The sequence below is a fragment of the Azospirillum sp. genome (assembly GCF_035627195.1).
Taxonomy (GTDB): Bacteria; Pseudomonadota; Alphaproteobacteria; order Azospirillales; family Azospirillaceae; genus Azospirillum.
Window position 1 is genome coordinate 1 of record NZ_DASPMG010000389.1, and the last position, 11,721, is coordinate 11,721.

At 71.6% G+C, this 11,721-nt stretch carries 11 protein-coding genes; 9 read left to right on the plus strand and 2 right to left on the minus strand.

The annotated features are described in order from the left end of the window. The 5 genes from VED21_RS33635 to VED21_RS33655 all read left to right on the plus strand — a co-directional run. Positions 1-1,651 (plus strand): hypothetical protein (locus VED21_RS33635; protein WP_414638375.1); only part of this gene is annotated, 1,651 nt, incomplete at its 5' end. After that, positions 1,644-2,675 carry a hypothetical protein gene (locus VED21_RS33640; protein WP_324890283.1) on the plus strand — a complete coding sequence of 344 codons (1,032 nt, stop codon included), beginning with the start codon at positions 1,644-1,646 and terminating at the stop codon, positions 2,673-2,675. The genes VED21_RS33635 and VED21_RS33640, both read left to right, overlap by 8 nt. Then, positions 2,672-3,472, plus strand: a complete 801-nt coding sequence (locus VED21_RS33645; protein WP_324890284.1) for a DUF6270 domain-containing protein — start codon at positions 2,672-2,674, stop codon at positions 3,470-3,472. Before VED21_RS33640 ends, VED21_RS33645 begins: the two co-directional genes overlap by 4 nt. Then, a complete protein-coding gene (locus VED21_RS33650; protein WP_324890285.1) occupies positions 3,469-5,268 on the plus strand; it encodes a hypothetical protein in 1,800 nt (599 codons plus the stop codon). Before VED21_RS33645 ends, VED21_RS33650 begins: the two co-directional genes overlap by 4 nt. Beyond that, on the plus strand, positions 5,265-6,083 hold the full coding sequence (locus VED21_RS33655; RefSeq protein WP_324890286.1) for a hypothetical protein: 819 nt from the start codon (positions 5,265-5,267) through the stop codon (positions 6,081-6,083). The genes VED21_RS33650 and VED21_RS33655 overlap by 4 nt, the downstream gene beginning before the upstream one ends. Positions 6,084-6,100: 17 nt before the next feature. On the opposite strand, the gene VED21_RS33660 is transcribed toward VED21_RS33655, so the two are convergent. Both VED21_RS33660 and VED21_RS33665 read right to left on the minus strand, forming a co-directional pair. Continuing rightward, positions 6,101-6,889 carry an FkbM family methyltransferase gene (locus tag VED21_RS33660; protein WP_324890287.1) on the minus strand — a complete coding sequence of 263 codons (789 nt, stop codon included), beginning with the start codon at positions 6,887-6,889 and terminating at the stop codon, positions 6,101-6,103. A gap of 161 nt (positions 6,890-7,050) precedes the next feature. Beyond that, positions 7,051-7,566 carry a GntR family transcriptional regulator gene (locus VED21_RS33665; RefSeq protein ID WP_414638376.1) on the minus strand — a complete coding sequence of 172 codons (516 nt, stop codon included), beginning with the start codon at positions 7,564-7,566 and terminating at the stop codon, positions 7,051-7,053. Positions 7,567-7,619: 53 nt separating this feature from the next. Here VED21_RS33665 and VED21_RS33670 point away from each other — a divergent pair, with 53 nt between their 5' ends. The 4 genes from VED21_RS33670 to VED21_RS33685 form a co-directional block, all read left to right on the plus strand. Further along, positions 7,620-7,826: an ABC transporter permease subunit gene (locus tag VED21_RS33670; RefSeq protein WP_324890288.1), complete on the plus strand. Its 207-nt coding sequence runs from the start codon at positions 7,620-7,622 to the stop codon at positions 7,824-7,826. 26 nt (positions 7,827-7,852) lie between these two features. After that, the gene (locus VED21_RS33675; RefSeq protein WP_324890289.1) at positions 7,853-8,716 is read left to right on the plus strand and encodes an isocitrate lyase/PEP mutase family protein; all 864 of its coding nucleotides are present in this window, start codon (positions 7,853-7,855) and stop codon (positions 8,714-8,716) included. Positions 8,717-8,870: 154 nt separating this feature from the next. Next, positions 8,871-11,174, plus strand: coding sequence for a tetratricopeptide repeat protein (locus VED21_RS33680; RefSeq protein WP_324890290.1), 2,304 nt, complete (start codon positions 8,871-8,873; stop codon positions 11,172-11,174). A 2-nt stretch (positions 11,175-11,176) separates the two neighbouring features. Continuing rightward, a partial coding sequence (locus VED21_RS33685) for a tetratricopeptide repeat protein (RefSeq protein ID WP_324890291.1) occupies positions 11,177-11,721 on the plus strand: 545 nt, incomplete at its 3' end.

Sequence of the window (11,721 nt, forward strand, 5' to 3'; positions counted from 1 at the left end):
CACGCCGGGCTGGGTGCCGGTCCTGCCCACCGACGAGCAGCTGGCCGAGGCGCGCCGGCTGACCGACGGCCACTTCGACGAGGCGTTCTACCGCGCCCAGGGGCCGGACCTGACGCCGGCCGGCGGCGACGCGCTGCTGCACTTCCTGGTCTGGGGCTGGCGCCAAGGGCTGAACCCCAGCCCGGCGTTCGACGTCGCCTTCTACCGGAAGAACTATCCCGACATCGCGGCGACCGATTTCAACCCGCTGATGCATTACCTGTGGTTCGGCATGCGCAACGGCCTGCTGCCGCGGTCGTCCACGAACCCGTGGCGCAGCCAGCTCGATCAGGCCCGGTCGGGCGGCGCGCGCGCGGCGGACGCCGCGCCGGCGGAGGTGCCGGAACCGGTCGGGGCCGGCGCGCTGACCGCGGCGCTGGGCCGCTCCGCCGCCGCGCACGGCCTTGCCCTGGTGCTGAGCCACGACGACCACACGCGGACGGCCGGCGGCGTCCAGAACGCGGTCGGCGACGAGGAAGCCGGCTTCCGCGCGGCGGGGTGGGGGCACCTGCACGTCCGGCCGCTGCGGACCGTCCCGGTCCTGGCGGACGCGGTTCCGCAGGACGAGGCGATCGTGCAGCTCCGCCTGGACGGGCGGCCGCTCGGCGCGGCGCGCGTGTCCGACCTCGTGGCGGCCGTCGGCGCCATGCGGATGCGCGGTCACGCCGTGCGGATCGTCGTGCACCATTTCGCCGGCCACGCGCCGGAGCATGTGCAGGCACTCGCCCTGGCGGCCGGCACGGCGCCGCCGGTGGTGTGGGTGCATGATTTCTTCACGCTGTGCACCAGCTATGCGCTGATGCGCAACGACGTGGCGTTCTGCAACGCGCCGCCGGCCGATTCCCCCGCGTGCGCGATCTGCTGCTACGGGCCGGAACGGGCGGAGCACGTGGCACGGCTGCAGCGGTTCTTCGCCGGGACGTTGCCGGTCGTGCTCGCCCCCTCGGAATCCGCGCTGGAGGTCTGGCGCCGGATGGGCTTCGACCACGCGCGCTCCGCCGTCGTGCCGCTGGCGCGGCTTCGCCTGGATGATCCCGGACCCCGCCCGTGGCGAGCCCCCGGCGCACCAGCGCGGCCGATCCGGGTCGCCCATCTCGGCACCCGCTCCTTCCTGAAGGGCTGGGCGGTCTTCGACGCGCTCGCCACCCGCTACGGCGGCGGGCACGGCGGTGGGGAAGCGGGCGGCGGCCGGTACGCGTTCTACCAGTTCGGCCTGCCGCACGGCCTGCCCCCGTCCGGCGCCGTGCACGCGGTCCCGGTCCAGGTCCACGCCAACGACCGCGAGGCCATGGCCCGCGCCGTGGCGGAACACGAGATCGACGTCGTCGTGATCTGGTCGCTGTGCCAGGAGACCTTCTGCTTCACCGTCCACGAGGCCCTGGCGGGCGGCGCCTTCGTCGTCGCGCGCGCGGAGGCCGGCAACGTCTGGCCGGCCGTCCTCGCCAACGCCCCGGACCAGGGCTGCGCGGTGCGGAGCGAGGCGGACCTCGTGGCCCTGTTCGACGGCGACGCCCTGCCGGACCTCCTGGCTCGCCCACGCGCCGGGGGCCGGCTGGATTTCGGCCAGGGGACGGTGGACTGGTTCCGGGCGCAGGAGGATCTCCGTGGCTGAGGTGCATTGCTTCACCAGCGCGACCTTCGCCTACCTCGACCGTGCGCGGGTCCTGGGCGGGACGCTGCGCCGCCACCACCCGCACTGGACCTTCTGGCTCTGCCTGCCCGACGAGGAGCCGCCGGGCTTCGCCTTCGACCCCGGCCGCGAGCCGTTCGACCATGTGGTCCGCCCGGCCGACCTCGGCATTCCCGACGTGTCGGCCTGGATCTTCGGCCACGACGTGGTCGAGCTGTGCACGGCGGTGAAGGGCGCCATGCTGCACCGCCTGCTGGAGAACGGGGCGGGCAAGGTCGTCTACCTCGATCCCGACGTCGCCCTGTTCGCCGACCTGCGTCCGGTCGAGGCGCTTCTGGAACGCCACGCCGTCGTCCTGACGCCGCACCTGCTGCACGCCGAAACCACGGTCCAGGGCGTGCTGGACAACGAGATCGGCGCGCTCAAGCACGGCATCTACAACCTGGGCTTCCTCGCCGTCGCCAACACCGGCGAAGGGCGGCGGTTCGCCCGCTGGTGGCGCGACCGCCTGCTGGCCCACTGCATGGACGACGTCCCCGCCGGCCTGTTCACCGACCAGCGCTGGTGCGACCACGCGCCGGCCCTGTTCGACGGCGTCCACGTCCTGCGCGATCCCGGCTACAACGTCGCCTCCTGGAACGTCGCCCACCGGCCGGTGGAGATCGGCCCGGACGGCGTCATCCGCGCCGCCGGCCGGCCGCTGCGCTTCTTCCACTTCACCAAGCTCGGCGCCGTCGGGCGGACGATGCTGGAACGCAACGCCGGCGACCGGCTGGCCGTGTTCGAACTGGTGAAATGGTACGAGGCGGCCCTGGCGCGGCACGCCGCGGCCGGCGTGCCGAAGGGCTGGTGGGCTTACGGCACCTACGCCGACGGCACGCCCATTCCCCGCGCCCACCGCCGTGCCTACCGCGCACAGCCCGAGCTGCGCCGCCGCTTCCCCGATCCGTTCGCCGCCGGCCCCGGCGCGTTCGTCGACCATGCCGCACAGGGATCGGACGCATGACGGCGGCACTGCAGCGCATCGCCGTGGTCGGCAGCTGCATCACGCAGCAAGCACTTGCCGCCGCCGACATCCACAGGGTCGACCGGGTGGCCGATTACGCGCGGGCGTCGATCGCCAGCCTGACGCCGCCGCCGTCCTGCCCGGTCCTGCCCCTGTCCATCCTCGACGGCCTTGGCCTGCCGCCCGGCGTGCACCACTGGCTGGCGGCGGAACTGGCGAAGACGATCCCCGGCGCGCTTGCCGACGCCCGGCCCGATGTGCTGATCCTCGACCTGATCGAGGAGCGCTTCGACCTGCTGGTGCTCGACAGCGGCCTGATCATCAATGAATCCCTCGATTTCGCGACGAGCGGCCTCGCCGCCCTGCCGCCCTTCGCTGGCGCGCGCCGGGTCCTGCGCCTGTCGGACGAGGCGTGGGCGTTGTGGGAGGCCGGTCTGGAGCGGCTGCGGCGGCACGTGGCGGAAACGCCGCTGGCCGACGCCCGGATCGTGCTGCACCGCGCCGTCTGGGCGTCGCAGATGCGGACGCCGGCCGGCTGCGAGCCCCTTCCCGACGAGACCTTCATCATGCTGGGGCGCAGCGGTTCCCGTGCCGCGCACAACGCCCTGCTGGCACGCTGCCATGACCGTTTCCTCCAGGCGTTCCCCACCGCGGCGGTGGTGGAGGCGCCGCCCGATGCCTGCCTCGCCGACCCCGACCACCGCTGGGGGTTGAGCCCCTTCCACTACGTCCCCGCCTACTACGAGGCGATCGCCGCGCAATGGCGCGCCATGGGCCTAGGACACACCGCGCCGTGACCGGTCCCCAAGCCGAAACGGCCCGTGCCGAACTGGTGGAGGCCGCCCGGGCCGTCCTGGCCGGTACGCCCCAGGCCGGGCAGGAGAGCATCCACCCGCAGTGGCAACGCCATCTCCAGGCGATTGCCACGAGCGTCCTTCACGACGACGTCGAGACCTTCACGCGCTGGCCGGTCATGGCGCAGACCATGTTCGTCGGCGACTATGAGGACACCGCCCGGCAGTTCGCGGCGCTGACCGCCCTTCCCGACTGGGAAAGGCGCTGGAAGCCGGCGCTGGTGGAAAGCCCGGTGGGCGGGCCGACCCCGTCGCGGATTCACCCGCCGTCGAGCGGCAACCTGATCCGCCAGGCCTACACGCTGGCCCGCTTCGAGGCCGAGGCGCGCGCACCCATCGACGCCTTCGAGCAGATCGTCGAATTCGGCGGCGGCTTCGGCGCGCTCTGCCGGCTGGCGCTCCGGCTGGGGTTCAAGGGGCGCTACGTCATCGTCGAAAACCAGCCGGTGCGCGCCCTGCTGCGCTGGTACCTGCTGTGCTCCGGCATCGCTCCGGCGCCCGACGGCGCGCTGCCGGAGCGGGGGGTGTGCACGGTGCCCGGCACCGCGCTCGCCGATATCTTCGCGGACGTGCTTCCGGACGGGGAGGCGCGGCGCACGGCCTTCCTGGCCAACTGGTCGCTCAGCGAGACCCGGCCCGAGGTTCGGGACGCGGTCTTCCACACCCTGCGCAGGGCCCAGGTGGACGCCATCTGGGTCGTCTACCAGCAGCATTTCGGCGTACACAACGGCGCCGTCTTCACCACGGCCATCAAGAACTTCCTGAACGTGTACGAGGCGAGCATCCGGCCGTTCCAGCCGGACGCACCGGACGACGACTACGCCTACGGTCACGCCTGCCTGGCGCTGAACCGCGTCCCGGGCCGCCGGTTTCCGGCCGCCATCCGCAACCTGCCCGCGGCGCCGTTCGAGACCAGCACCATGCGGCACCTCACCCGAGAAGAGGCGTACGCCCACATCCGCAAGGCCATCGCCGACCGGGCTCCGTTTTCGCTGATCCGGCTGGGCGACGGGGAAGGACGGATCATGGGCTTTCCCCATTTCGTCGAGCGGGCGCGGGTCGCCGACATCTGGGAGAATTGGTTCGGCCACCGGAACGCCGCCGACGAGCAGGTCACGTGGATGCAGCAGGCGCTGAAGGATGTGTGCCGGAACGCCGACCTGCTCGGCATTCCCAAGGCGGAGGCCAGCATCGCCTGCGAGTTCGGGCGGGTCGCGGCGCTGCTGCCGCGCGACGGCTACGTGGAGCGTACGGCCCTGCTCTGCCACGCGGGCATCCACCTCGGCCTGCACCGGGCGGACCTGTACCGGCCGCTTTTCGACGGGCTGCCGCGCATCGGCATCATCGGCCCGCGCGACCTCACCGCCACCCTCCCCGCGCTGTACGGGGTGCCGGAGGTCGAATGGCTGCCCGTCCCCCCGGAAATGACCTTTTCCGGCCTGCCGGAGGGCGAAAAGGCCGGCCTCGTCCGTGCCGACGCGCATCTGGCCCAGCGCTTTCCCGCGCTGATGGAGCGGGAGATCCCCGCCCTGCTGGCGCGCCATCCCGGCCTGGTCGTGCTGGTCGGGGCCGGCATTCTCGGCAAGCTCTACTGCCGGAGGGTCAAGGACCTCGGCGGCGTCGCCGTCGACGTCGGCAGCATGATGGACGTCTGGGCCGGCCTGAAGACCCGGGACAACCAGGATTTCGACAATCTGCGCCCGATCCGGGACGAGGACAGAGCGAGGCGACTGCCATGATTCCCATCAACCGGCCCGATGTGCCCCAGTTCACGCTGGAGGAGGTGCGCGACCGCATCCGCCGGGCGATGGCCGAACGGGCGCCGTTCTCCGTCATCCGCCTGGGGGACGGCGAGGGGCGCATCATGGGCTTCCCCCACGACGTCCCGCGTCCGCTGGTCGCCGACATCTGGTACACGTGGTTCGGCTACACCGACTTCACGGACGATCGGGTCGCGTCGGTCAGGCTCATGTTGAAGGAGGCGTGCCGGCACGCCGACCTCATCGGCATTCCGCACGCCGAGCCGGACGCCGCGTCCGATTTCGGACGCGTCGCGGCGCTGCTGCACCGCGACGGCTTCGCGGAGCCCGCGACGCCGGTCTGCCACGCCGGGTTCCACATCTGGTTCCAGGCCAAGGACTGGTACCGGGACCTGTTCGCCGGCCTTCCGAGGGTCGGGATCATCGGCCCGCGCGATTTGACGGCGGCGTTTCCGGCGCTGTACGGGGTGCCGGAGGTCGAATGGCTGCCCGTCCCCCCGGAAATGCGCTTCTCCGACCTGCCGGAGGGCGAGAAGGCCGGTCTCGTCCGTGCCGACGCGCATCTGGCCCAGCGCTTTCCCGCGCTGATGGAGCGGGAGATCCCCGCCCTGCTGGCGCGCCACCCCGGCCTGGTCGTGCTGGTCGGGGCCGGCATCCTCGGCAAGCTCTACTGCCGGAGGATCAAGGATCTCGGCGGCGTCGCCGTCGACGTCGGCAGCATGATGGACGTCTGGGCCGGCCTGAAGACCCGGGAGAACGTGGTCTTCAACGGGCTGCGTCCGCCAGCGGACTGACGGCTGATGCCGGCGGCTCAGCCATGGAGGAAGGTGGCGAGCTTGTAACGGACGATCCCGTTCGCCAGGACGGGCTCGCGGACGAAGATCACGTTGTACTGCAGGTCGTATTCGAAGTCCCGGGCGATGGGATGGAGGCCGTGGGCCATGAGATGGTCCATGACGTGGCCGGACCGCCACTGCGAGGTCCAGAACTCCGCATCCTCCACCTCGATGAAGATGGACTGGATGTCCTGAAGCGTTCGCGACGCTCCCTTGAGCACCATCTCCGAAGCGCCTTCCGCGTCGATCCAGGCCGACATCGGGCGCCCGCTCAACCCTTCCGCCGCGCAAAAATCGTCGAGCGTCGTCGAGGGCACCCGCACCGCCTCGTACTCGACGTCGGCTTGCGTGCGTCGCAACAGGGAGTTGTTGGCCCTGATCGGCGATGCCGGCTGACCGTCGACGGATTTCTGGATCTGGAATTCCGTGTGTCCGGTCACGTCGGAAACGGCGAGATTGAGATAGCGGACGTTCAACGCCTCAAAGTTGAATTTCCCCGACATACTCTCGAAAATGTGGGGATTCGCCTCGAAGGCATAGATCGGCACATTTTCATGCCGATCCCGCATGTCTCTTGAAAAAGCCGCGCCATGGGCGCCGATTTCCAGGATGCATTGGGGTTTGATGGCGTCCTGGATACCGTAAAACAAAGATTCCAGGGCGACGTTGGAACGTTTGCGGTCGGCCGGATCATTGATGTTGTATTTGCCGGCCAGGGAGAGGAGCCGAAGTTCACTCTCGATCCGGAGCGGTGAGTTCGCCATGGGCTGCGTGTCCGTGATCTCCGGCCAACCCTATGCGTCGAGGCGAACCGGCCGCAACAAAAAACATCCCCGTCCCGTCTGAAGGAGCGGCCCCAGGGTGCGCCCGTCTTACAAGGCACGCGGCCAATCCATCTTTGCGCCCATTGTATACAATGCGCTGCTCACGGAGCCGCCGTGGCGAAGACGGCCCGCCCCGCCCGCACGTGCGCGCGCATCACCGACGATGCCCATTCGCTGTCCCTGGCGGCCAGCGCCTCGACGATCTCGCGGTGGTGGTTCATGCTGCGGGCAAGGTCGCGCCGGCTGTAGCGCGCGAAGGTGCGCAGCACCAGCGGCATCTCCATCACCCGCCGGATCATCTGTCCCAGGCGACGGTCGCCGGCGATCTCGATGAGCAGGCCGTGGAACCGGTCGTTCAGCGGCGTGATCCGCGAGAAGTCCACGGCGCCGAAGTCGTCGGTGAGCGCCTCCATGGCGTCGCACAGCGCGGCCAGCTCCTTCAGGTGGTGCGGCGCAGCGCGGGTGGCCGCGAGGCCGGCCGCCTGGCTTTCCAGCGTGGCGCGCAGGCCGAAGATCTCGTCCAGGTCCTTGGCCGTCCACTCGCTCACCTTGGCGCCCAGGTTGGGCACCAGCTGCAGCAGCCCGCCGGCGGCCAGGCGGCGCAAGGCCTCCCGCACCGGCGTGCGGCTGACGCCCGCCAGTTCCGCCAGCTCCTGCTCGCGCAGGTCGGGTGGGCTTCTCGCTGACGCTGCTGGGCGTGCTGATCGGCGAGATGTTCGCCTCCCAGCGGGGGCTGGGCTACCTCATCATGAACGCCATCGGCGGCCACGACGTGCCCACCATGATGGCGGTGGTGCTGATCCTCGCCACCGTCGCCGTGCTGATCGGCGCCGCCCTGCTGCACATCGACCGGCGGCTGCACCGCGGCGCCGCCTGACGCATCCAACGGAGACATCGAGAGACATGACCACTTCCCTGAAGCAGCGCCTGTCGCGGCCCGGCCTGATCTCCGCCCCCGGCGTGTTCGACATGATCTCGGCCAAGGTGGCGGACGGCATGGGGTTCGACGCGCTGTACATGACCGGCTACGGCACCGTCGCCAGCCACCTGGGCCTGCCGGACGCGGGGCTGGCCACCTATTCCGACATGGTGGGCCGGGTGCGCGCCATCGCGAGCGGCACGGCCACGCCGCTGATCGCCGACGGCGACACCGGCTACGGCGGGCTGCTCAACGTCGACTTCACGGTGCGCGGCTACGAGGAGGCCGGAGCGGCCGCCATCCAGCTGGAGGACCAGGAGTTCCCCAAGAAGTGCGGCCACACCCCCGGCCGCCGCGTCATCCCCACGGCCGACATGGTGCGCAAGATCAAGGTGGCGTGCGAGGCGCGCTCCTCGGCCGACTTCCTGATCATCGCCCGCACCGACGCGCGCACCACGCTGGGCCTGGACGAGGCGCTGCGCCGCGCCGACGCCTACGCCGAGGCCGGCGCCGACATCCTCTTCGTCGAGAGCCCGGAAAGCGAGGCGGAGATGGAGCGCATCGGCCGCACCATCGGCAAGCCGCTGATCGCCAACATGGTGGAGGGCGGGCGCACCCCGCTGCTGACCCGCGCGCGGCTGGAGGAGCTGGGCTACCGCATCGCCATCTTCCCCGCCACCGGCTTCCTGGCGATGGCGGCGGCGCTGCGCGACGCCTACGGCGAGATCCTCGCCAGCGGCTCCAGCGCCGAATACCGCGGCGCGCTCTATCCCTTTGCCGACTTCACCCGCCTGATGGGGTTCGAGCGCGTGTGGGACTTCGAAAAGCGCCACGCCGAGACGGCGTGACCGGGCTCGGCGCGCGTGGCCGCCGGTCGGCCTCCCCGGATGCGCCGCCCTGCCCGCACACGGCGGCGCGCCGACACAATGCGACGTTGCGTCCAGCCTTTGTATACGAACCAAGCCGGGTTACTGTGGTTGCCCTGCCGGAGTTCTCGAGCTGATGGCTACCATCACCGAAGCGTTGAACGTTGCTCTTGAACTTCACGCCGCCGGCCGGTTGGACGAGGCGGCTGTTCTCTACAGCCGAATTCTCGACGCCGCCCCCGACCACACGCAAACATTGTACCTCGCCGGCACGCTGATGTGCCAGCAGAGCCGGTTCGACGAGGCGCGCCCGCTGCTGGAGCGTGCGGTGGCGTTCGCCCCTGACCTGGCCGCCGCGCACCTCAACCTCGCGCGGCTCGATGCGCGCGCCGAGGATTGGGGCGCCGCCGTACGCGGCAACCGCCGGTGCCTGGCCCTCGATCCCGGCGACGCGCAGGTGTGGGAACTCCTTGGCGTGGCGGAGCGGCAGGCAGGACGGCCGGAGGAGGCTGTCGCTGCCTTCGAGTGCGCCCACCGCATTGCGCCCCAGGACACCGGGATCGGCGGGAAGCTCGGCCTTCTCCTGTGCGAGCGCGGTCAACGCCATCTGGAGGGGCAACGGAACGCGGCGGCCGTGGCCGACCTTGCCCGCGCGGCACGACTGCTGCCGTTCGACGCCGCCATGGGTTTCTCGCTGGGCGCCGGATTGGGCGAGCTGGGCCGGAGCGCCGAAGCGGCCGCGGTCTACGAACGGGTGTTGGTCTGGAGCCCGGCCGAACCGCGGGTGCTGCACAACCTCGGCGTGGCGCTCATGCGCATCGGCCGGGTCGATGACGGCGCGCGGGCGTTGCGGCACGCCGTCGCCGCCGATCCGGACTGTTCCGATCCCCACGAGGCCCTGGCCGCGCTCTTCGACCGGCGCGACCCGGCCCAGGCGACCGTCTGGTCCACGCGTGCGCTGGAATTGAAGCTGAAGCAGTCCGGCGCCCCGCCGTCCGGGGCGGTGCCCGCCGCCGGCAGCGACGTCCGGCCGGAGCAGCGGACGCGCGACGTCGTCAGCTTCAGCCTGTGGGGGGCGCTGGAGGTCTACTGCGCCGGCGCCGTCGCGAACGCGCGGCTCGTGCCCGCGATGCTGCCCGGCTGGACCTGCCGCTTCTACCACGACGACACGGTGCCTTCGCACATCCTCGCCGAACTCGCGTCCCTCGGGGCCGAGCTTGTGGCGATGCCGCCGGGAAGTGCTGCGCGCCAGGGCATGTTCTGGCGCTTCCTGCCGGCCGACGATCCGTCCGTCCGCCGCTTCCTGTGCCGCGACTGCGATTCCAGGCCGACCGCGCGCGAAATCGCCGCCGTGGAGGAGTGGATCGCCTCCGGCCTGCCGTTCCACGTCATGCGCGACCATGTCATGCACATGGAGCCGGTGATGGGCGGCATGTGGGGCGGGACCGCGGGGCTGCTGCCGCCGATGGGGCCGGCCATCGACCATTTCACGGCCAGCCGCACCGGCCGATGGAACGACCAGCATTTCCTGGCCGAATGGCTGTGGCCGCGCATCGCGCGGGCGGCGATGGTGCACGACGGCGTGCACGAGGGGCTGGGACGGCCGTTCCCCACCCCGCCGGGAAGGCCGGACGACAGCCACGTGGGCGCGAAGCTGCTCAATCTGGTTCGCCTGCCGCCGATGCGCGGACCGGACGGTCCGGAGGACCGCGCGGAGGGGGACGGGCGGCACGGCCGCCTTGCCCATCCGGCGGGGGATCCGCACGTCGGGCGCTCCCTTTCGGCGCTGGGCGAGTGGCTGGAGATCGAGACGGCCTTCGGCGCGGGCTTTCTCTCGGCGGGCGACGTGGCGCTGGACACCGATGCCGGGATCGGCGCGCATGCGCTGGCCTTCAGCCGCGCCGTCGGGACCGGCGGCCGGGTGTTGGCCTTCGAGGAATCGCCCGGCCTGTCCGATTGCCTTGCCCGCACCGTCGCGGCGAACGGCCTCGACAACGTCGCCGTCCGCAAGGGTTCCGCCAGGACGTGGGATCCGCCGTCGCAGGCGGTGGAGCTCGCCCGCCTCCGCCTTATCCGGACCACCATCCGCCAAGCCACGACCGCCCCGGCCGGCAATCCGCTGGACGGTCCGCTCACCCGCGTCATCGCCGGCCGCGGTCCCGTCCTGCACCTGCGGATCGAGGACGACGCGGGCGCGGCCGGCGCCTTCGCGCGCCTGCGGGACCTGGGCTACCGGCTGTGGTGGCACATCGCGCCGGTCTTCAACCCGGGCAACCGGCTTGGAACCACCGCCAACCCCTTCCCCGGACTGGTGTCCGTCAACGCGCTGGGGCTGCCGCCCGGCCGTGATCCCCCGCCGCTCCGTTCCCTGGTCGAGATCCGGGACCCGGACGCCGGCTGGATGGACGCCGCCTGGCGGCTGACCTGCGACGGGCGCTGACCATGGCGGCCATCGGCGAGGTGCTCCTGATCGCGCTCGACCACCTGGAAGCCGGCCGGTTCGATAAGGCGAAGGCGCTTTGCCGGCGCATCCTGAAGGCCGATCCGGCGCAGGCCGACGCCTGGCACATCGCGGGCATCGCCGCCGCCAGGAACGGCCGGGTGGTGGAGGCGCGCCGGCACTTCGCCACGGCGGTCTCCCACGCGCCGGCGCGCGTGGACTTTCGCCTCAATCACGCCTTGGCGCTGGCCGCGCTGTCGCTCCCGCAGGGTCCGGCGCTCCGGCGCGCCCTGGCGCTGGAGCCGGCGCTCGCCGACGCTTGGCGGATGCTGGCCGAGGCCACGGTGCGTGAGGACGGACCGGGTGCCGCGGCCGGCTCCTGGCGGGTGCTGGCGGCGCTGCTGCCGGGCTGCGCCCTCGCGCGCTACAACCTGGGCGTGGCGCTTCAGCAGGCCGGGCGGCTCGCCGGAGCCGCCGCCGCCTACGCGGAGGCGGCGCGGATCGAGCCCACGCTGGCCGAAGCCCACTTCAACCGCGCCAACGCGTT

Coding starts and splice junctions, on each gene's coding strand:
- VED21_RS33680 (WP_324890290.1), top strand. CDS start 8,871: ATGGCTACCATCACCGAAGCGTTGAACGTTGCTCTTGAACTTCACGCC.
- VED21_RS33655 (WP_324890286.1), top strand. CDS start 5,265: ATGATTCCCATCAACCGGCCCGATGTGCCCCAGTTCACGCTGGAGGAG.
- VED21_RS33660 (WP_324890287.1), bottom strand. CDS start 6,889: ATGGCGAACTCACCGCTCCGGATCGAGAGTGAACTTCGGCTCCTCTCC.
- VED21_RS33645 (WP_324890284.1), top strand. CDS start 2,672: ATGACGGCGGCACTGCAGCGCATCGCCGTGGTCGGCAGCTGCATCACG.
- VED21_RS33675 (WP_324890289.1), top strand. CDS start 7,853: ATGACCACTTCCCTGAAGCAGCGCCTGTCGCGGCCCGGCCTGATCTCC.